Source organism: Pseudomonas sp. lyk4-R2A-10 (assembly GCF_030209075.1).
GTDB lineage: Bacteria > Pseudomonadota > Gammaproteobacteria > Pseudomonadales > Pseudomonadaceae > Aquipseudomonas > Aquipseudomonas glycinae.
Genome location: NZ_JARVSR010000012.1, coordinates 142,463 through 161,836, shown reverse-complemented (window position 1 = coordinate 161,836; position 19,374 = coordinate 142,463). Strand labels below are relative to the sequence as shown.

General features: G+C 62.1%; 18 protein-coding genes. 12 read left to right on the top strand and 6 right to left on the bottom strand.

The genetic code is table 11. The features are described from left to right. Nucleotides 1-14: 14 nt before the first annotated feature. A complete protein-coding gene (locus QRN46_RS21700; protein ID WP_011332170.1) occupies nt 15-1,769 on the bottom strand; it encodes a cyclic-di-GMP receptor FimW-related protein in 1,755 nt (584 codons plus the stop codon). A 222-nt stretch (nt 1,770-1,991) separates the two neighbouring features. Between QRN46_RS21700 and QRN46_RS21695 the strand changes: the two genes are divergently transcribed. Further along, the gene (locus tag QRN46_RS21695) at nt 1,992-2,393 is read left to right on the top strand and encodes a lectin OAA family protein (protein WP_011332171.1); all 402 of its coding nucleotides are present in this window, start codon (nt 1,992-1,994) and stop codon (nt 2,391-2,393) included. 60 nt (nt 2,394-2,453) lie between these two features. On the opposite strand, the gene asd is transcribed toward QRN46_RS21695, so the two are convergent. Genes asd through QRN46_RS21680 form a run of 3 tightly spaced genes read right to left on the bottom strand, consistent with a single transcriptional unit; the run spans nt 2,454 to nt 5,726 of the window. After that, the gene (asd, locus tag QRN46_RS21690; RefSeq protein ID WP_064379081.1) at nt 2,454-3,314 is read right to left on the bottom strand and encodes an archaetidylserine decarboxylase; all 861 of its coding nucleotides are present in this window, start codon (nt 3,312-3,314) and stop codon (nt 2,454-2,456) included. Nucleotides 3,315-3,332: 18 nt separating this feature from the next. Then, a complete protein-coding gene (locus tag QRN46_RS21685; protein ID WP_201817204.1) occupies nt 3,333-4,148 on the bottom strand; it encodes a rhodanese-like domain-containing protein in 816 nt (271 codons plus the stop codon). 39 nt (nt 4,149-4,187) lie between these two features. Then, nucleotides 4,188-5,726, bottom strand: a complete 1,539-nt coding sequence (locus QRN46_RS21680) for an HDOD domain-containing protein (RefSeq protein WP_201817206.1) — start codon at nt 5,724-5,726, stop codon at nt 4,188-4,190. A 167-nt stretch (nt 5,727-5,893) separates the two neighbouring features. On the opposite strand from QRN46_RS21680, the gene motA reads away from it, so the two are divergent. Both motA and motB read left to right on the top strand, forming a co-directional pair. Beyond that, a complete protein-coding gene (motA, locus tag QRN46_RS21675; RefSeq protein ID WP_007952169.1) occupies nt 5,894-6,745 on the top strand; it encodes a flagellar motor stator protein MotA in 852 nt (283 codons plus the stop codon). Nucleotides 6,746-6,748: 3 nt separating this feature from the next. Continuing rightward, nucleotides 6,749-7,816, top strand: coding sequence for a flagellar motor protein MotB (gene motB / locus QRN46_RS21670; protein WP_011332175.1), 1,068 nt, complete (start codon nt 6,749-6,751; stop codon nt 7,814-7,816). 55 nt (nt 7,817-7,871) lie between these two features. Here motB and rsgA read toward each other — a convergent pair whose 3' ends face one another. Next, on the bottom strand, nt 7,872-8,903 hold the full coding sequence (rsgA, locus tag QRN46_RS21665; RefSeq protein ID WP_007950741.1) for a small ribosomal subunit biogenesis GTPase RsgA: 1,032 nt from the start codon (nt 8,901-8,903) through the stop codon (nt 7,872-7,874). Between the two features lie 107 nt (nt 8,904-9,010). On the opposite strand from rsgA, the gene orn reads away from it, so the two are divergent. Both orn and QRN46_RS21655 read left to right on the top strand, forming a co-directional pair. Further along, nucleotides 9,011-9,553 (top strand): oligoribonuclease, encoded by a 543-nt coding sequence (gene orn / locus QRN46_RS21660; protein WP_011332176.1) that lies wholly within the window; start codon nt 9,011-9,013, stop codon nt 9,551-9,553. Between the two features lie 83 nt (nt 9,554-9,636). Beyond that, nucleotides 9,637-10,248 carry a trimeric intracellular cation channel family protein gene (locus tag QRN46_RS21655; RefSeq protein ID WP_096819823.1) on the top strand — a complete coding sequence of 204 codons (612 nt, stop codon included), beginning with the start codon at nt 9,637-9,639 and terminating at the stop codon, nt 10,246-10,248. On the opposite strand, the gene queG is transcribed toward QRN46_RS21655, so the two are convergent. Further along, nucleotides 10,230-11,309 carry a tRNA epoxyqueuosine(34) reductase QueG gene (gene queG, locus QRN46_RS21650; RefSeq protein WP_011332178.1) on the bottom strand — a complete coding sequence of 360 codons (1,080 nt, stop codon included), beginning with the start codon at nt 11,307-11,309 and terminating at the stop codon, nt 10,230-10,232. The genes QRN46_RS21655 and queG overlap by 19 nt on opposite strands. Before the next feature lie 63 nt (nt 11,310-11,372). On the opposite strand from queG, the gene QRN46_RS21645 reads away from it, so the two are divergent. From QRN46_RS21645 to hflX, 7 genes are all read left to right on the top strand, one after another. Further along, entirely contained in the window at nt 11,373-12,872 is a 1,500-nt protein-coding gene (locus QRN46_RS21645) for an NAD(P)H-hydrate dehydratase (protein WP_221615484.1), read from the top strand. After that, complete coding sequence (gene tsaE, locus QRN46_RS21640; protein ID WP_007950729.1) at nt 12,860-13,330, top strand: tRNA (adenosine(37)-N6)-threonylcarbamoyltransferase complex ATPase subunit type 1 TsaE; 471 nt, start codon at nt 12,860-12,862, stop codon at nt 13,328-13,330. Before QRN46_RS21645 ends, tsaE begins: the two co-directional genes overlap by 13 nt. Nucleotides 13,331-13,381: 51 nt before the next feature. Next, a complete protein-coding gene (locus QRN46_RS21635; protein ID WP_373423135.1) occupies nt 13,382-14,767 on the top strand; it encodes an N-acetylmuramoyl-L-alanine amidase in 1,386 nt (461 codons plus the stop codon). Then, the gene (gene mutL / locus QRN46_RS21630) at nt 14,764-16,671 is read left to right on the top strand and encodes a DNA mismatch repair endonuclease MutL (RefSeq protein WP_011332182.1); all 1,908 of its coding nucleotides are present in this window, start codon (nt 14,764-14,766) and stop codon (nt 16,669-16,671) included. The genes QRN46_RS21635 and mutL overlap by 4 nt, the downstream gene beginning before the upstream one ends. Then, nucleotides 16,671-17,642 carry a tRNA (adenosine(37)-N6)-dimethylallyltransferase MiaA gene (gene miaA / locus QRN46_RS21625; RefSeq protein WP_011332183.1) on the top strand — a complete coding sequence of 324 codons (972 nt, stop codon included), beginning with the start codon at nt 16,671-16,673 and terminating at the stop codon, nt 17,640-17,642. Before mutL ends, miaA begins: the two co-directional genes overlap by 1 nt. Before the next feature lie 93 nt (nt 17,643-17,735). Then, nucleotides 17,736-17,996, top strand: a complete 261-nt coding sequence (gene hfq / locus QRN46_RS21620) for an RNA chaperone Hfq (RefSeq protein WP_007902656.1) — start codon at nt 17,736-17,738, stop codon at nt 17,994-17,996. Nucleotides 17,997-18,008: 12 nt separating this feature from the next. After that, nucleotides 18,009-19,310, top strand: coding sequence for a ribosome rescue GTPase HflX (hflX, locus tag QRN46_RS21615; protein ID WP_085685167.1), 1,302 nt, complete (start codon nt 18,009-18,011; stop codon nt 19,308-19,310). Nucleotides 19,311-19,374: the final 64 nt, after the last annotated feature.

The following is a 19,374-nucleotide window of genomic DNA, read 5'->3' as shown; positions in this document are numbered from 1 at the left end:
GCTGCGGTCCTGGCTCAAAGGGATTTCCACAACGAGTCGAAATCCTCTTCACTCTCGCCATTTTTGGCGGTCTCCAGCGAGCGATAGGCGAACTGATTGAAACTGTGTGTGCTCGCCACCCGCCGATCCAGCCCGGCGCGGTGTTCTTCACCCTGGGTGTTGATCAGCACTTTATTGCCTTCCTGAAACGGCAGCCGTGGCGCCAGTAACGTCGCCGGCAAGTCGATCGCACTGATTTCCGGCAATAACAACCCTCGCAGGTAATGGCTGTGATCATCCCGGGTGCGCACCAGCTGCAAGCCGCAGGGCTGAGCGTGGGGCGCCACCAGTTCGATGCCCATTTGCGTACCGGCGCCGCGCACCTGGCGGATCCAGCGCACCACGGCAATGCTCCAGCCCTGATTGAGGCTGTCCTGAATCCCGACCATTTCCCCGGCCTGCAATTCGGCAGGTACTTCTTTTGGCCAGGCCAGGCAGTAACCGCCGGGGCTGTGGTTGATGACGGGCAAGGCATAGGTCGGATAATGCGGCGGGCTGTCGGTGCCGCTTTCGTCGTCGGCCAGCGGTTCGTAGCGGATTTCTTCGTAGGGCAACAATTCGTCGGACGTGCCCTGTGGCGCGGCATCGAACGCCTGGCTCCAGCTGTCCTTTTCCCCCTGAACCACCGCGCGGCTGAAATTCGCCGCGCGGGCCCCGGGGTGCTTGAGCAGTTCGCTGAAGGTGCGTTCGCCGCCGAGGTAGAAGTGCAGGGCGCTCATGCCGACGCACACGGTCAGGTTGCCCTGGCCGACGGTGCGCTGAAAGCTGCGCTCGGCGGTTTCGCCCCAGGTCGCGTGCAGGTGTTGCAGGGTGTCGAGGGTCAGGCCGGCCGGCACGGGCAGCGGCGTCGTTGTGTCCTGATGCTGAAGGTGCGCCTCGATGGCGTTCACCAGCGGTTGCGGATCGAAACCGAGCAGACTGGCCTGTTGCTCGCTACGGAATTGGGAGCGGTAGCGCGGGCCGGCGTCTATCTCTGCCGAGACCGCGAACAAACCCTCGCCCGGATGGGCGGGATGCAGTTTCAGCCACGCGCTCCACGGTTCCACTACTTGGGCCAGGCGCGCGATCTGGTTCTGCCGCAACTGATTGCAACGGGCGCAGCCCAGCAGCAGGGCGGCGAGGTAGGTCTGCTCGACACTCAACTCGCCGGTCAGGCTGGCAAGATCGTCGCGTACCCGGCGATGCTGCAGTTGCAGCTCGCAGGCGCAGCGAAACAATTGATGCAGTTCGAACCACAGCTGTTCCGGCGCCGGGCTGTACAGCTGCGTGGCGCGAACCAGTTGCCCTTTCAGCGCGTGGGCCGCCCGCTGCAGCGCTTCGCTCACCAGGGCTGCGCGATCCCGGGAGTACTTGGGCGCGATCCGCAGAATGATGTGTTTGTAACCGATGGCCAACTGACTTTGCAGGGCCTGGCACAGATTGCTGATCTTGCGTGAGCGCTCATCGAGCATGATCGCCTGATGCAGAAAATGCCGTTCCAGATGCTGGCAGACGAAGTAAACCTCGGGTCGCAACAGTTCCAGCAGATGCAGGCGGTTGTCGCTGGGGGTCAGCAGTTGATTGAGTTCGCCGAGGCCTTGATACAGCAGGCGTGCGGTTTCGCCGATGTTGGCCTTGGGCAGGCCGGCGATCCAGCGCTTGAGGTCGCGCGGGGTGGCTTCACAGAAGGACAGGCGCAACTGCGTGGGCGTCGGGGCGCTCAGTTGGGGGCGGGATTGTGGCTCACTCATGCCGTGGCAAGCTCCGGCGGCGAATAGGGCAATGCCAAAAACTCTAGCAGTTGTGGTTTTTTTCGCAGGCGATTGTCAGGCTTTTTTACCGTTGGTCTGCTGGCCTGATGCCATTTCGGCAGGCGCTACTAGGCTCTCAGACGTGCGATCGGAAACGCACGGTTGCACGGCCTGCCGTCAACGTCGGGGCAGGTCTCCCGAAACTTCAAGGAGATGAGGTTCATGTCTAAATACGCAGTGGCAAATCAATGGGGCGGTAGTTCGGCACCTTGGCATCCGGGTGGAACCTGGGTGCTGGGCGCGCGGGACAACCAGAACGTCGTCGCGATCGAGATCAAGTCCGGCGACGGTGGCAAATCCTTTACCGGCACCATGACCTACGCCGGTGAAGGCCCTATTGGCTTCAAGGCTCAGCGCACTGGCCAGAACCAGTACAACGTCGAGAACCAGTGGGGTGGTAACGATGCCCCGTGGCACCCAGGTGGCAAGTGGGTGATCGGCGGGCGGGATAACCAGAATGTTATCGCGTTGAGCGTCACGTCCAGTGACGGAGGGAAAAACCTCAGCGGCACCAATACCTACGCCAACGAAGGGCCGATCGGCTTCCGTGGGCAGATAGAGTAACGGCGCCACTCAGGTCGTGTCCGCCCCTTCGCAGACGTGCGAAAGGGCGGATCAACAGGTTCAGGCGTTCGACTGTGCCAGGGCCTGACCCATCTGTACCGGCGAGCCGGCTTTCAATTCTTCAACCCATTTCACCTGATCCGGCCCGAACAGCACGATCGCGGTCGAACCCAGCTTGAAGCGCCCCAGTTCCGCACCTTTCTCCAGATGAATCGGCGCACGGGCGGCTTCGTCGTAACGGAAGGTTTTCAGTTCGCGCTTCGGTGGCGTGACCAGACCGGCCCACACGGTTTCGATCGAGGCCACGATCATCGCGCCCACCAGCACCACGGCCATTGGCCCGCGCTCGGTGTCGAAGATGCACGCTACACGCTCGTTGCGGGCGAACAGTTCCGGAACGTTTTCTGCGGTGGTCTGGTTGACCGAGAAGATCCGGCCCGGGATGTAGACCATTTCTCGCAGGGTGCCGGCCAGCGGCATGTGCACGCGGTGGTAGTCCTTCGGCGACAGGTAAACAGTCGCGAATTCACCGCCCATGAACGGTGCCGCATTCGCTGCATCGCCGCCCAGCAGTTCCAGCACGCTGAAGCTGTGGCCCTTGGCCTGGAAGATACGACCGTGTTCGATCGGGCCGAGCTGGCTGATCGCACCGTCGGCCGGGCTGAGGATCGCGCCCGGGGTCTGATCCAGTGGGCGAGCGCCGTCTTTCAAGGCGCGGGTGAAGAAGGCGTTGAAGTGCTCGTAAGCGGTCACGTCTTCAACCAGTGCCTGCGACATGTCCACTTGATAACGCTTGGCGAACCAGGTGGTGAAGGCATTCTTGAACCAGCGCACGCGGCACTCGGCGACGCAGCCGGCCAGGCGCGACAGCAGGTGATGGGGCAGCAGGTACTGACTGATGATAAACAAACGCTCTTTCATGACTGTCCTTAAAAATCCTTAAAGCTCGACGGGGGTGTCGGGGTGGTTGCCCCATTCGCCCCAGGAACCGGCGTAGCCCTTGACCCGCGGATAACCGAGGGCCTTGGCCACCAGATAAGTGAAACCGGACCGGTGATGGGTCTGGCAGTGGGTAATGATTTCTTTGTCCTTGGTGATCCCGAGGTTTTCCAGGATCTGCGGCATGTCGGTACGGATGCGCAATTGACGCGCCTGATCCATGCCCGCCGTCCATTCGAAATTGACGGCGCCGGGGATGTGCCCGCCCTTGGCCGCCAGGACCTTCTCACCGGAATACTCCAGCGGCCCGCGAGCGTCCCAGATCGCCAGGTCAGCGGCGCCGAGACGGCTTTGCAGGTATTCGCGGGTGGCGGTCGGTTCCTCGTGCAGGGTCAGGGCAACCGGGCCGCCCACCGCCGGAGGAATCTGGATCGACATCGGTGAACCCTCCGCCAGCCACGCCGGCAGACCGCCGTCGAGGTAGTGATATTTGTCGTGACCGATCACATCGAGCAGCCAGATGAAGCGCCCGGCCCAGCCGCCGCCTTCGTCGTCATAGACCACGTAAACCGAATCTTTGCGATGGCCCAGCTCACCGAACAGTTCTTCGATTTTTTCCTTGCTCGGCAACAGCCCCGGAGCCGGCGCCTGACCCAGCTGGGTGCGTTTCGGATCGACAAAACGTGCGCCGGGAATGTGTCCTTCGGTGTAGCGGGCGGCACTGGTCAGATCCACCAGAATCAGATCGCGGGATTCGAGGCGCGGCAGCAGATCGCTCGGCTCGATCACCAGGGCCAGGCCAGAGAAATCAGACATGTGAGGTCTCCAGAGCACAAAGGGGAGGGATTGTAGCTGTCATTGGCCGCGCTGGCTAAAACTGTGCAGGGCTTTCTCGATGCACTGCGCGGTTTTGCCGAAGGCTTGGACGGTGATGTCGGCGAACGGACCGCCACCCTGGTCGGCGACCACGATCATGATCACCCGGCCGTTGTTCACCAGTGAACGCAGGAACAGGTGTTCACCACGGAAAAGGGCGCGCAGCGAGGGCGGCAGCAGGGCGGAAAACTGGGCGTTGTTGTCCGGGGTGATCCGCACTTGCGCCTGCTGCGCGAGCAAGCGTTGCAGCACCGAACTCTGGCTGACGACGAAATTCAGCGCAGCGGCGTCCTTCGGCAACCCGGAGGTTTGATGGACGCGCAGATTGGCGTGGCCGCGGTCGGCCATCAGGATCATCACCCGACGCATGCCGCTGGCGACCAGCGCGTCGCGGGCGGCGACGGTCAGGCTCATGGCGTTGGTGAAGCGACTTGGCACCGCCAGCAGTTCGGCGCATTGCCGGCGCCACTGGCTCAGGTCTTCAGCGGACGGCGCGGCAGCCGGCAGCATTCCGGCTGGAAGGCGACGGGTACCCCACGGCCACAGCAGCGAAAGCGCCGGGTGCCAAAGGTCCGGCATGAAATGATGGCGAGCGCTGACGGCGGCCTGTTGGTGCAATTGTTGTTGCACCTCGTCCATCGAGATTTGCAGGTAGAGGCTGGTCAGGAATTGCCAGCGCTCACTGTGCGGACTGTCCCAGGCCTGTTGCGCCGAGAGTGCCAGTCCGTTGGCCAGCAACACGGTGTTGGCCGGCTGGTTGAGCCAGCGGCGCAGGGTCGGGTCGTCATCGAGGCGATTCTGCTGGCGCAACGGATGATCGACGTCGCGGGCAATGCGCAGGACTTTGACCAGTTCGCGCTGTTCGGTCAGCAGCAGCCGATAACCTTGCTGCACCCAGACCGGCAGACGCCAGACTTGCACCAGCGCCTCGCCGATCTTCAGCAGGCGCACGCCGAACAGCTGCTTTTCCACGACTCGCGCCGATTCACCCTTGTGGATAACCCGCACTTCCCACTCTTCAAGCAGTTGGGGAAAGGTCAGCGCCAACGGCCACAGCGGCGACAGAAACAACAGGCTGCCCCAATGAATGTCCTGCCACAGTCGCGCCAGGCGACTGGCGAAAAAACCGTTGGCCTGTTGCGTGGCGTGCTGGCTGATCATCTGCAACTGGCGCAGGGCCTGGGGGATTTGCGCGGCAGGTTCGGCGGGCAGGCGGGCGAGCAGTTCTTCGGTACGGGCAAGGCCGAGTCGATTGATCGCCACTTCGAGGTTTTCCGCAGGCGCAGTCATGTTGCCGTGGGTGTGGCGGTTGGCTTCGCGGATGATGCTCAGGGCCAGCGCCGGGCTGTCCTGCATCAGGTCGGCGATGTCGCGCAGCGAGCTGCGGTCATCGCGAATCGCCCGGCAGACCCGGTCATGGGCGTCTTGCGGCACTGGCAGACGAACGCTGTCGAGCAGCTTCACCCAGCCATCGAGTGTGGTCGGCTTTACGTGTGGGACGTTCGTTTCATTAGCCATGTCTGGACGAGATCTTCACTGACTGTAGACGCGCCCGGCATGGGCTAAATTGGCTTTTCGCCTGAACTGGCTATAGTCTGGCGCAGTTTTGCCGATAAGTAGAAGAAGAGATTTTTTAACTTCCGAATATGACCTTGAACCCGACTTAAACAAGTACCTTTCTACCTATGGCTAAAATTATCGGCATCATCGTCGTATTCGCGAGCGTGCTCGGCGGATACGTGCTCTCCCACGGCAAGATTGCCGCCCTGATCCAGCCCTTCGAGGTGATGATCATCGGCGGTGCGGCACTCGGAGCCTTCCTCCAGGCCAACCCCGGCTACATGACGATGCACGTGCTCAAGAAATCCCTGAGCATGTTCAGTTCGCGTTTCAGCCACACGTTCTATCTGGAAGTGCTTGGCCTGATCTACGAGATCCTCAACAAGAGCCGCCGTGAAGGCATGATGGCCATCGAAGGCGACATCGAAGACGCCGCCGCGAGCCCGATCTTCGCCAAGTACCCGGCGGTACTGAAAGACGAACGCATGACCGCGTTCATCTGCGACTACCTGCGCATCATGTCCTCCGGCAACATGGCTCCCCACGAGCTGGAAGGCCTGTTCGACATGGAACTGTACAGCCTGAAGGAAGACCTCGAGCATCCGTCCCACGCGGTGAACGGCATTGCCGACGCCATGCCGGGTTTCGGTATCGTCGCGGCGGTACTCGGTATCGTGGTGACCATGGCCTCGCTGGGTGAAGGCGATCAGAAATCCATCGGCCTGCACGTGGGTGCGGCACTTGTGGGTACCTTCTTCGGTATTCTCGCGGCGTACGGTTTCTTCGGTCCTTTGGCGCACTCCCTGGCGCACGATGCCAAGGAAGAGCTGAACGTCTACGAAGCCATCAAGGCCTCTCTGGTGGCTTCGGCTTCCGGCATGCCGCCGTCGCTGGCTGTCGAGTTCGGTCGCAAGGTGCTGTACCCGGCTCACCGTCCAAGCTTTGCCGAGCTGGAACAAGCCGTTCGCGGTCGTTAAGTCATGGAAAATAACCAGCCGATAATCATCAAGCGCGTCAAGCGCATCGCCGGCGGGCATCACGGCGGGGCGTGGAAGATCGCCTTCGCCGACTTCGCGACGGCGATGATGGCGTTCTTTCTGGTGTTGTGGCTGCTGTCCACCGCGACCCCGGAACAGAAGATCGCCATCGCCGGTTACTTCAAGGACCCGGTCGGTTTCTCCGAGAGCGGCACGCCGTACATCATCGACCTGGGCGGTACGCCGACCCTGGCGCCGGAAAATACCCTCAACCCCGAAGTGAAGTCGCAGCCGCAGCCGGACAAGGTCACGGTCGACACCGAACAGGTTGAAGGCATGGCCGAGCAGGTCGAGAAAGAACGCCTGGAACTGTTGCTGCAAGAACTGCAGAACAAGGTCGACGAGAACCCGCAGTTGCAGAAGTTCAAGGATCAGATTCTGTTCGAAATCACGCCGAACGGCTTGCGTATCCAGATCATGGACGCCGAGAACCGGCCGATGTTCGACTCCGGTTCTGCACGCCTGAAGCCGTACTTCGAAGACATCCTGCTGGCCATGGCCGACACCATCAAGGCGGTGCCGAACAAGATCAGCATCAGCGGTCACACCGACGCCAAGCCTTACGTGGGCAACGGCGATTTCGGCAACTGGGAGCTTTCGGCCAACCGCGCCAACGCCGCCCGGCGTGCGCTGGTGGCGGGCAGTTACCCGGACTCGCAAGTGGCGCGTGTGGTGGGTTACGCCTCGTCGGCGCTGTTCGACAAGGAGAACCCGTTCAACCCGGTCAACCGCCGTATCGACATCGTGGTGCTGACCAAGAAGGCCCAGGCCGCCATCGAAGGTGCGCAAGGTGCCGACCCGTCGAAACCGGCGGATCAAGGCCAGAACGGCGCCGCCCCGGCCACCCCGGTCGACCCGAACGCCTTGCCGGCGGATCAGCAGCCAGTGCCGGCCCACGAGTTGCGCGAACGGCTGAACCTGTTCGACGACCCGCTGCCGAAACCGACCGAGCCAGGCAGCGCGGCGCCAGCCCCGGTGCCTGCTGCACCGGCTCCCGCGCCGAAACAGTGACCCACAAAAAAGCCGACAGCGATGTCGGCTTTTTTGTGTCTGGTTACTTGAAAGCCTAGTAACCGTTTTCCGGCAGGCTGGCGATGATCGAGCGGTAGCTGTTCATTCGCTGCTGCTGCACGCGGCCGTCTTCCAGGGCTTTGAGCAGTGCGCATCCCGGTTCGCGGTCGTGCTTGCAGTCGCGGAAGCGGCAGGTGCCGAGCAGATCGTTGAACTCGATGAAGCCGGCTTCGACGTCGGCGCGGCTGACGTGGCCGAGGCCGAATTCACGGATGCCCGGGGAGTCGATCAGCTCGCCGCCGCCGGGGAAGTGGAACAGGCGTGCGGTGGTTGTGGTGTGCGTGCCTTGGCCCGACAACTCGGACAGCGGGCCGACGCGGGTTTCGACTTCCGGCAGCAGGCTGTTGACCAAGGATGACTTGCCGACACCGGACTGGCCGACGAACACGCTGATGCGCCCGTCGAGCTGCTTCTGCAATTGCTCCATGCCGTTGCCGTGGTGCGCCGAGACTTCCAGTACCGGATAACCCAGCGTGCGATAGACCGCCAGCAGGGCATTCAGCGCCGGGGCGTTCTGTTCGTCGATCAGGTCGAATTTGTTCAGCAGGAGCAACGGGCGGATGCCGGCGTGCTCGGCGGCGACCAGATAACGATCGATCAGGTTCGCATGGGGCTCGGGCAGCGGGGCGAAGACGATGACGATCATGTCGACGTTGGCGGCCACCGGTTTGAGCTGGCCACGGCTGTCCGGGCGGCACAGCTCGGTGGTGCGCGGCAGTTGCGCGACGATCACGCCGATGCCCTGGTTGCCGGCGCGCCAGACCACCTGGTCGCCGGTCACCAGCGCTGGCAGGTTGGCGCGCAGGTGGCAGCGGAAGACCTGGCCGGCCAGTTCGCCGTCAACGGCCTCGACCTCGACCTGCACACCGAAGTGGGCGATCACCAGACCGTGCTGTTCCGGGCCCAGATCGCCGCCTTCGAGGGCCTCGACGGCCGAGGACTCGCGTTTGGCGGCGCGGGCGGCGCGCTCGCCCTGAATCTTTTCGATGCGCCAGTTTTGACGACGATTGAGTTGGCGTTTGGCCATGGGTGTTCCGTCTGAAGAATACAGCGATTAGGTAAAACGGCCGCGAGTTTAGCACGCCCGGCAGGCTGCCTAGGCTAAACTGCGCAGCATTGCTCAGGAGCCGAAATATGCAAAACCCGCAGAATCTGATCTGGATCGACCTCGAAATGACCGGTCTCGATCCGGAAAACGACGTCATCATCGAGATGGCCACCATCGTCACCGACAGTGACCTGAACACTTTGGCCGAAGGCCCGGTGATCGCCATCCACCATAGCGACGAAGTCCTCGCCCGCATGGACGAGTGGAACACCCGCACCCACGGCAACTCCGGCCTGACCCAGCGCGTGCGTGAAAGCCGTGTGAGCATGGCCGAGGCTGAAGCCGAAACCATCGCCTTCCTCGAACAGTGGGTGCCGAAGGGCAAGTCGCCGATCTGTGGCAACAGCATCTGCCAGGATCGCCGCTTCCTTTATACCCACATGAAGGCGCTGGAAAGCTACTTCCACTACCGCAACCTCGACGTCTCCACGCTCAAGGAGCTGGCCGCGCGCTGGGCGCCGGACGTGCGTGACAGCTTCAAGAAGGGCAGCACTCACCTCGCACTGGATGACATCCGCGAGTCGATTGCCGAGCTGCAGCACTACCGCAAGCATTTCATCAAGTTCTGAGATCGGCACCCTCGCCGGGGCGCCCTCTTTTGGTGCCTCGGCGAAGTGAGTAGACTGCGCGCCTTCCTGCCAGGATCGCCACCATGTTGCTGATGCTCTACCTCGTCGCCATTACTGCCGAAGCCATGACCGGCGCCCTGTCTGCGGGCCGCCGTGGCATGGACTGGTTCGGCGTGGTGCTGATCGCCTGCGTCACCGCATTGGGCGGTGGTTCAGTGCGCGACGTGCTGCTCGGGCATTACCCGCTGACCTGGGTCAAACACCCGGAATACCTGGTACTGACCACAGTCGCGGCGATGATCACCGTGTTCACGGCTCGCTGGATGCGCCATCTGCGCTCGCTGTTTCTGGTGCTCGACGCGGTCGGTCTGGTGGCGTTTACGCTGATCGGCTGCATGACCGCCCTGGAAATGGGCCACGGCATGTTGGTGGCTTCGGTCAGCGGCGTGATCACGGGTGTGTTCGGCGGCATTCTGCGCGACATCTTCTGCAACGACATCCCGTTGATCTTCCGCCGTGAGCTGTACGCCAGCGTCTCGTTCGCTGCGGCGTGGTGCTACATGCTCTGTCTGTTCCTGAATGTGCCGAGCGAACAGGCGATCCTGATCACGTTGTTCGGTGGCTTTCTACTGCGGCTGTTGGCGATTCGCTTCCACTGGGAAATGCCGAAGTTCGTCTATAACGACGCACCTTGACGGTCGGCGTGTTGTTTCAGCGCCCATTCCACATGTTCACGCACCAGTTCTGACGGGTATTCGCGCCGGGCCTTGAGCGCTTCCAGCACTGGAATGCTCGATGGCGCATTACCCAATCCAACCGCCAGATTGCGCAGCCAGCGTTCGTATCCCGCACGGCGCAATGGTGAACCCTCGGTGCTGCTGAGGAATTTGTCTTCATCCCACAAAAACAGTTCGGCCAGTTCGGCGTTGTCCAGGTTGTGCCGTGGCTTGAAATCGCTTTCGCCGGACGGGCGGGCGAAGCGGTTCCATGGGCAGCAGATCTGGCAGTCGTCGCAGCCGAACACCCGGTTGCCGATCAGCGGTCGCAGGTCTTCGGGGATGGCGTTCTTCAGTTCGATGGTCAGGTAGGAAATGCAGCGTCGCGCGTCCAGCACATACGGCCCGACAAAGGCATTGGTCGGGCAGATGTCGAGGCACGCGGTGCAACGCCCGCAATGTTCGGTGCTATGGGGTTCATCCACCGGCAGGGGCAGATCGACGAACAGTTCGCTGAGAAAGAAGTAACTGCCGGCCTTGCGGTTCAGCACCAGGGTGTTTTTGCCGATCCAGCCCAGGCCGGCCTGTTCGGCGATGGCCTTTTCCAGCACTGGGGCGCTGTCGACGAAGGCGCGGAAACCGAACGGGCCGATCTCAGATTGAATCCTGTCCGCCAGTTGTTGAACGCGCTTACGGATCAACTTGTGATAATCGCGGCCCAAGGCATAACGCGAGATGTAGGCCTTTTCCGGTTTGGTCAGCAATTGCGCCATTTGCGTGTCGCCCGGCAGGTAGTCCATGCGCAGGGACACCACGCGCAAGGTGCCCGGCACCAGCTCTTCGGGGTGCGAGCGTTTGCTGCCGTGGGCGCCCATGTAATCCATTTCGCCGTGATAGCCGGCCTCGAGCCAGCGTTGCAGGTGCTGTTCATGCTCGGCCAGGTTCAGACCGCTGATGCCGACTTGCTGGAAGCCCAGCTCACGACCCCAGTCCTTGATGGATTGGGCGAGGGCAGGCAGATCTGTGGTGATGGCGGACATGAGGCGAGAGAAACCGGAGCTGAGGTGCGTATAATTCTGCCAGACATCGGAGCCCGAAGACGCATGCCGCACACTAAAGATCAATTACCCGACGCACTGTACCGTGCCGCGCAGGTGCGCGAACTCGATGCACGGCTGATCGCCGGGGGCACGCCGGGCTTCGAATTGATGCAGCGTGCCGCCCATGCCACATGGCGCGCGCTGGTGCGCCAATGGCCGGCCGCGAATGAAATGACGGTGTTCGCAGGGCACGGCAACAACGCTGGCGATGGTTATCTGGTGGCGGCGCTGGCCCACCGGGCGGGTTGGCAGGTTCAGGTGCTGGCTGTCGGTGAGCCGCAGCGTTTAAAGGGCGATGCTGCCGTGGCGCACGCCGAAGCCGTGGCCGAGGGTGTCTCGATTGCAGCATGGGATCTGTCCTGCGAGTTGCGCGGCATCGTCGTTGACGCGTTGCTCGGCACCGGCCTGAACGGCGAAGTGCGTGAGCCTTACGCCGCTGCGATTGCGGCGATCAATGCCAGCGGACTGCCGGTGGTGGCGGTCGATATTCCTTCCGGGTTGTGCGCCGATACCGGTCATGCGCTGGGTGATGCAGTGCACGCCGACCTCACCGTGACTTTTATCGGGCTGAAACTCGGGTTGTTCACGGGTGCGGCGGCGGATCACGTCGGCGAACTGCGGTTTAACGATCTGCAGGCCACGGCCGAAAACTTCAGTGACATTCCTGCCGCCGCTCAACGGCTCAGCGCGATTAACCTGCCGCGTCTGGCGGCCCGCGCGCCGGCGGCGCACAAGGGGCGTTTCGGCCATGTGCTGCTGATCGGCGGCGATTACGGTTTTGGCGGAGCGATTCTGCTCAGCACCGAAAGTGCCTTGCGCAACGGCGCCGGGATGGTGTCGCTGGCGACCCGCCCGGAACATGTGCCAGCGGCGTTGAGCCGGGTGCCGGAAGCCATGGTGCTGGGTACTTCTTCGGCCAATCAGTTGATGGGGCTGCTGGAAAAGGTGTCGGTGCTGGTGGTCGGGCCGGGACTGGGGCAGGCCGCTTGGGGAAGGGCGCTGTTGTCGGCCGCTGCCAATGCCTCGCTGCCGCAGGTGTGGGATGCCGATGCGCTGAACCTGCTGGCCCGGGGTTTTGTCAGTTTGCCCAAGGATTGCGTGATCACGCCGCATCCGGGGGAAGCAGCGCGTTTATTGGGGATCAGTACCGCCGAAGTGCAGGCTGATCGTCCGGCGGCGGCGCTGGCGTTGAGCAAAAAATATACAGCGGTGGTGGTGCTCAAGGGCGCGGGCAGTCTGATCGCTCATCCCGATGGTCGTCTGGCGCTGTGTCATCAAGGCCATCCGGCGATGGCCACTGCCGGGCTCGGCGATGTGCTGGCGGGCCTGATCGGCGCGCTGCTGGCCCAGGGCATGGACGGTTTCGATGCCGCGTGTCTGGCGGTCTGGCTGCACGCCAGCGCCGGGGCGCAACAAGGTAAATTCGGCCGTGGGCTGGCGGCCAGTGATCTGATTCCAGCCATTCGTCAGTTGTTGGAGGAGCATGCACCGTGTCTGAAGTAACCCTGTACCTGGCCGATGAGCAGGCCATGAGCGACTTTGGCGCACGCATCGCCCGTATCACCCAAGGCCATGGACTGATCTTTCTCGAAGGCAACCTCGGGATGGGCAAAACCACGCTGTCGCGGGGCATCATTCGCGGCCTGGGGCACGTCGGGGCGGTGAAAAGTCCGACCTTCACGTTGGTCGAGCCCTACGAGATCGGTGACGTCCGGGCGTTTCACTTTGACCTGTATCGCTTGGTCGATCCGGAAGAGCTGGAGTTTCTCGGGATTCGCGACTATTTCGAAGACGACGCCCTGTGCCTGATCGAATGGCCCGATAAAGGTGCAGGCTTTTTGCCAAAGCCTGACCTGACCATTACCATTAGCCCGCAAGACAGCGGACGTTCGCTGACCATTTTATCCCAGGGCTCGCGCGGCGAGGCCTGGTGTGCCGCTTTGGCATTGGAAACCAATTGAATGATGGGGTTAGGTATGCGCTTTCGCGCGTTGGTGGCTGCCGCTGGACTGATGTTGATGGCAGTAACCGTCAACGCTGTGGCCGAGACGAAGGTCAACAGCGTGCGCCTGTGGCGGGCGCCGGACAACACGCGACTGGTGTTCGACCTGACAGGCCCGGTGCAGCACAGCGTCTTCACGCTGACCGCGCCGGATCGTCTGGTGATCGATATCAACGGCGCCACCCTCGGCGCGCCGCTGAATGTGCAGACCGCCAACACGCCGATTACCGCCATGCGTTCGGCCCAGCGCACGCCGACCGACCTGCGGGTGGTCATCGACCTGAAAAAAGCCGTCACTCCGAAAAGCTTCTCGCTGGCGCCGAATGCGCAGTATGGCAACCGTCTGGTGGTCGACCTGTTCGATAACCCGGCTGACGCCGCACCAGCGCCTACGCCTGCGTCGACCCCAACGGTTGCGACCGTTCCTGCGGTGCCGGTGACGCCGGCCGAGCCTGCGATCAAACTGCCACCAGCCCCGGCCGGCAAACGCGACATCATCGTGGTCATCGACGCCGGCCACGGTGGCGAAGACCCGGGTGCATCGGGCTCGCGCGGTCAGCGCGAAAAAGACGTGGTACTGCAGATCGCCCGTGAGCTGCAGCGTCAGGTCAACGGCATGAAAGGCTTCCGCGCCGAACTGACCCGTACCGGTGACTATTTCATCCCGCTGCGCGGCCGTACCGAGATTGCTCGCAAGAAGGGCGCCGACCTGTTCGTCTCGATCCACGCCGACGCCGCGCCGTCAGCGGCCGCGTTCGGTGCGTCGGTGTTCGCCCTGTCCGACCGTGGTGCCACTTCGGAAACCGCCCGTTGGCTGGCCGACAGCGAAAACCGTTCCGACCTGATCGGCGGTGCCGGCAACGTCAGTCTCGATGACAAGGACCGGATGCTGGCCGGTGTTCTGCTCGACCTGTCGATGACCGCCTCGCTGACCTCCAGCCTCAACGTCGGCCAGAAAGTCCTGACCAACATTGGCCGGGTCACCCCGCTGCACAAACAGCGCGTGGAACAGGCCGGGTTCATGGTGCTGAAATCGCCTGACATCCCGTCGATCCTGGTGGAAACCGGCTTCATCTCCAACGCCAACGAAGCGAACAAGCTTTCGGCAGCGAGCCACCAGCAGGCGCTGGCGCGTTCGATCAGCAGCGGCGTGCGCCAGTTCTTCCAGCAGAATCCGCCACCGGGCACTTACATTGCCTGGCTGCGCGATTCGGGCAAGATCGCTCAAGGGCCGCGTGACCACCGGGTAGGTCCGGGTGAGACCGTGGCAATGATTGCCGTGCGTTATCAGATTTCGCCGGCCACGCTGCGCAGCGCCAACAATCTGAAAAGCGATGATCTGAAAGTCGGTCAGCACCTGACCATTCCTGGCACCGAACTGGCGTCCAAAGAATGAATCAGGTCCTGAACGCTGCCCGCATCGAACTGCTCAGCCCGCGGCTGGCGAACCAGATCGCCGCCGGTGAGGTGGTCGAACGGCCTGCCTCGGTGATCAAGGAGCTGCTGGAAAACAGCCTCGACTCCGGCGCCAAACGTATCGACGTCGATGTCGAGCAGGGCGGCGTCAAGCTGCTGCGAGTGCGCGACGACGGCAGCGGCATTTCCGCCGATGACCTGCCGTTGGCCCTGGCCCGTCACGCCACGAGCAAGATCCGCAACCTGGAAGACCTCGAGCAGGTGATGAGCCTGGGCTTCCGGGGCGAGGCTTTGGCATCGATCAGTTCCGTGGCACGCCTGACTCTGACCTCGCGCACCCGCGATGCCGATCAGGCCTGGCAGGTCGAAACCGAAGGCCGCGACATGGCGCCCCGCGTGCAGCCGGCGGCGCACCCGGTCGGCACCTCGGTGGAAGTCCGTGACCTGTTCTTCAACACCCCGGCGCGACGCAAATTCCTCAAGACCGAAAAAACCGAATTCGATCACCTGCAAGAGGTGATCAAGCGTCTGGCGCTGGCGCGTTTCGACGTGGCGTTCCATTTGCGTCACAACGGCAAGACCATCCTCAGCCTGCATGAAGCCCACGATGATGCGGCCCGCGCCCGGCGTGTGGCGGCGATCTGCGGTTCGGGTTTCCTCGAGCAGGCGTTGCCGATCGAGATCGAACGCAATGGCCTGCATTTGTGGGGCTGGGTCGGTCTGCCGACCTTCAACCGCAGTCAGGCGGACTTGCAGTATTTCTTCGTCAACGGCCGTGCGGTGCGTGACAAACTGGTGGCTCACGCGGTGCGTCAGGCTTATCGCGATGTGCTGTTCAATGGCCGGCATCCGACGTTCGCGCTGTTTTTCGAGGTCGACCCGGCAGCGGTCGACGTCAACGTGCACCCGACCAAACACGAAGTGCGCTTCCGCGATGGGCGCATGGTGCATGACTTCCTGTATGGCACCTTGCACCGTGCCCTCGGCGATGTGCGGCCGGAAGATCAGCTTGCCGGTTCGGTCACCACCGCGATCGTCCGGCCAACCGGCCTTGAAGCCGGTGAGTTCGGGCCGCAGGGCGAAATGCGTCTGGCCGCCAACGCGCTGCTGGAGCAACCGCAGGCGCAACCGGCGTTCAATACAGCGTCGGGCGCCAGCGCTGGCGGCGCCTATCAGTATCAATACACGCCGCGTCCGCAATCGACCGTGCCGGTTGCCGAGGCTCAGGCCGCGTACCGCGAGTTTTTTGCGCCGCTGCCCGAGGCCAACGCCAATGCGCTGCCGGCCGGTCAGGAAGACATTCCACCGCTTGGCTATGCGCTGGCGCAGCTCAAGGGCATCTATATTCTGTCCGAGAACGCCCAGGGCCTGGTTTTGGTGGACATGCACGCCGCTCACGAGCGGATCATGTATGAGCGCCTGAAAATTGCCATGGCCAGCGAAGGCCTGAGTGGCCAGCCGCTGCTGGTGCCGGAATCGCTGGCGGTCAGTCAACGCGAGGCCGATTGCGCCGAAGAGCATGCGGCGTGGTTCCAGCGTCTCGGTTTCGAATTGCAGCGCCTCGGCCCGGAAACCCTGGCCATCCGGCAGATCCCGGCCTTGCTCAAGCAGGCCGAAGCCAACCGACTGGTGGGCGATGTCTTGTCGGACTTGATGGAATATGGCACCAGTGACCGGATCCAGGCACATCTGAACGAACTGCTCGGCACCATGGCCTGCCACGGCGCAATCCGCGCCAACCGGCGCCTGGCCCTGCCGGAAATGAACGGCCTGCTGCGTGACATGGAAAACACCGAGCGCAGCGGTCAATGCAACCATGGCCGACCGACCTGGACCCAACTGGGCCTGGACGATCTGGACAAACTGTTCCTGCGCGGTCGTTGATGAGCCAGCTTCCTCCAGCGATTTTCCTGATGGGCCCGACCGCTGCGGGCAAGACCGATCTGGCCATCGAGCTGACCAAGGTGCTGCCGTGCGAGCTGATCAGCGTTGACTCGGCGCTGGTCTATCGTGGCATGGACATCGGCACCGCCAAGCCTTCCAAAGAGCTGCTGGCCGAATTTCCCCACCGCTTGATCGACATTCTCGACCCGGCCGAAGCGTATTCGGCAGCGGATTTCCGCCGTGATGCGCTGGAGGCCATGGCCGAGATCACCGCACGTGGAAAAATTCCACTGCTGGTGGGCGGCACGATGCTCTATTACAAGGCTTTGATCGAAGGTCTGGCCGATATGCCGGCGGCCGATCCCGAAGTTCGTGCGCAGATCGAAGAAGAGGCTGCACGCCTTGGCTGGCAGGCCCTGCACGATCAACTGGCAGCAATCGATCCGGAATCGGCGGCGCGCATCCATCCGAACGATCCGCAACGACTGAGTCGTGCGCTGGAAGTTTACCGGGTCAGCGGTCAAAGCATGACTGAACTGCGGCTGAAACAATCTGTACAAAGTACCGAAGCGGCCGCATCGGGACTGCAACAATTGCCCTATACTGTCGCGAACCTGGCGATTGCTCCAACTAATCGGCAGGTACTGCACGAGCGCATTAAACAAAGATTCACAAATATGCTGGAACAGGGATTCATCGACGAGGTCGTAGCCCTGCGTAATAGAAGTGACCTGCATGCCGGGTTGCCGTCTATACGTGCGGTAGGCTACCGCCAGGTCTGGGACTTCCTGGATGGCAAGCTGACGTCGGCCGAGATGCAGGAACGGGGCATCATCGCCACGCGCCAATTGGCCAAACGCCAGTTCACCTGGCTGCGCAGCTGGAAAGATTTACACTGGCTCGACAGTCTGGATTGCGACAATCTGCCACGCGCCTTGAAATACCTTGGGACGATCTCCATATTGAGCTGAGTCCTTGCAATTGCCGTCTATCCTTGGGGGTGTGGCGGCAAAAGCCATCTGTTTACCTATTTTTTATATTGAATCCTTAAAGGAGTGCGGCACATGTCAAAAGGGCATTCGCTACAAGACCCTTACTTGAATACTTTACGTAAAGAGAAAGTGGGGGTTTCCATCTACCTGGTGAACGGGATCAAACTGCAAGGCACGATCGAATCGTTCGACCAGTTCGTTATCCTGCTGAAGAACACCGTCAGCCAGATGGTTTACAAACACGCTATCTCTACAGTCGTGCCGGTTCGTCCAATTCGTCTGCCAAGCGCAACCGAATCCGAAGCAGGTGACGCTGAGCCAGGTAACGCCTGATAGGAGTCTCCTTTGTTCTTTGAGCGCCACGGTGGTGGTGAACGAGTCATCCTCGTTCACTTGGATGGACAGGACCCTGAGGCGCGCGAAGATCCGCAGGAGTTTCAGGAACTGGCAAATTCGGCTGGCGCCGAGACCGTTGCGTTTTTTAACGTGCCGCGTCATCGGCCAACCGCCAAATACCTGATTGGCAGCGGCAAGGTCGAGGAACTGCGCGACCTGGTCCACGCCGAAGAAGCCGATCTGGTCATCTTCAATCACACCCTTACGCCCAGTCAGGAACGTAACCTCGAACGTGTTTTCGAGTGTCGCGTGATCGACCGTACCGGTCTGATTCTCGATATTTTCGCCCAACGCGCCCGTACCCATGAGGGCAAGCTCCAGGTCGAACTGGCTCAGCTTGACCACATGAGCACCCGGCTGGTTCGCGGCTGGACTCACCTTGAGCGTCAGGGTGGCGGTATCGGCATGCGCGGCCCGGGTGAAACCCAGCTCGAAACCGACCGACGACTGCTGCGGGTTCGCCTGCGTCAGATCAAGGGCCGGCTGGAAAAAGTGCGCAGCCAGCGCGAGCAGTCGCGGCGCGGCCGCTCGCGCGCGGATATCCCTACCGTGTCTCTGGTGGGATACACCAACGCCGGCAAGTCCACACTGTTCAATAACGTGACCAAGTCCGAGGTGTACGCGGCTGACCAGCTGTTCGCCACGCTCGACCCGACCCTGCGCCGTCTGGATCTGGACGACCTGGGGCCGATTGTCCTGGCCGACACCGTGGGCTTCATCCGCCACTTGCCGCACAAACTGGTCGAGGCATTTCGGTCTACGCTCGAAGAGTCGAGCAACTCCGACCTGCTGTTGCACGTGATCGATGCGGCCGAACCGGATCGCATGTTGCAGATCGAGCAGGTGATGGTGGTGCTGGGCGAGATCGGTGCCCAGGACTTGCCGATCCTCGAGGTCTATAACAAACTCGATTTGCTTGAAGGCGTTGAGCCACAAATCCAGCGCGATGAAAACGGCAAGCCCCAGCGGGTCTGGCTGTCGGCGCGTGATGGCACCGGTCTGGAATTGCTCGAGCAGGCGATTGCCGAGTTGTTGGGCAGCGACCTGTTCGTGGGGACCTTGCGCTTGCCTCAACGGTTCGCGCGTCTGCGTGCGCAGTTCTTCGAACTGGGCGCGGTACAGAAAGAAGAACACGATGAAGAAGGGGTCAGCTTGCTGGCCGTTCGATTGCCACGCTCGGAGCTCAATCGACTGGTGAGTCGTGAAGGCGTTGTGCCGACGGAGTTCATCGAGCAACACACTTTGCAATAAAAGCCTGACAAAGCGGTTGTGCCGCAACGGCAGGCATTCTGTAGCATTGGTCGGCGCGCCGTGG

Bases quoted from the DNA above. Each gene is read 5' to 3' on its own strand.
- QRN46_RS21700 (WP_011332170.1), bottom strand. From the start codon at position 1,769: ATGAGTGAGCCACAATCCCGCCCCCAACTGAGCGCCCCGACGCCCACG.
- QRN46_RS21695 (WP_011332171.1), top strand. From the start codon at position 1,992: ATGTCTAAATACGCAGTGGCAAATCAATGGGGCGGTAGTTCGGCACCT.
- asd (WP_064379081.1), bottom strand. From the start codon at position 3,314: ATGAAAGAGCGTTTGTTTATCATCAGTCAGTACCTGCTGCCCCATCAC.
- QRN46_RS21685 (WP_201817204.1), bottom strand. From the start codon at position 4,148: ATGTCTGATTTCTCTGGCCTGGCCCTGGTGATCGAGCCGAGCGATCTG.
- QRN46_RS21680 (WP_201817206.1), bottom strand. From the start codon at position 5,726: ATGGCTAATGAAACGAACGTCCCACACGTAAAGCCGACCACACTCGAT.
- motA (WP_007952169.1), top strand. From the start codon at position 5,894: ATGGCTAAAATTATCGGCATCATCGTCGTATTCGCGAGCGTGCTCGGC.
- motB (WP_011332175.1), top strand. From the start codon at position 6,749: ATGGAAAATAACCAGCCGATAATCATCAAGCGCGTCAAGCGCATCGCC.
- rsgA (WP_007950741.1), bottom strand. From the start codon at position 8,903: ATGGCCAAACGCCAACTCAATCGTCGTCAAAACTGGCGCATCGAAAAG.
- orn (WP_011332176.1), top strand. From the start codon at position 9,011: ATGCAAAACCCGCAGAATCTGATCTGGATCGACCTCGAAATGACCGGT.
- QRN46_RS21655 (WP_096819823.1), top strand. From the start codon at position 9,637: ATGTTGCTGATGCTCTACCTCGTCGCCATTACTGCCGAAGCCATGACC.
- queG (WP_011332178.1), bottom strand. From the start codon at position 11,309: ATGTCCGCCATCACCACAGATCTGCCTGCCCTCGCCCAATCCATCAAG.
- QRN46_RS21645 (WP_221615484.1), top strand. From the start codon at position 11,373: ATGCCGCACACTAAAGATCAATTACCCGACGCACTGTACCGTGCCGCG.
- QRN46_RS21635 (WP_373423135.1), top strand. From the start codon at position 13,382: ATGTTGATGGCAGTAACCGTCAACGCTGTGGCCGAGACGAAGGTCAAC.
- mutL (WP_011332182.1), top strand. From the start codon at position 14,764: ATGAATCAGGTCCTGAACGCTGCCCGCATCGAACTGCTCAGCCCGCGG.
- miaA (WP_011332183.1), top strand. From the start codon at position 16,671: ATGAGCCAGCTTCCTCCAGCGATTTTCCTGATGGGCCCGACCGCTGCG.
- hfq (WP_007902656.1), top strand. From the start codon at position 17,736: ATGTCAAAAGGGCATTCGCTACAAGACCCTTACTTGAATACTTTACGT.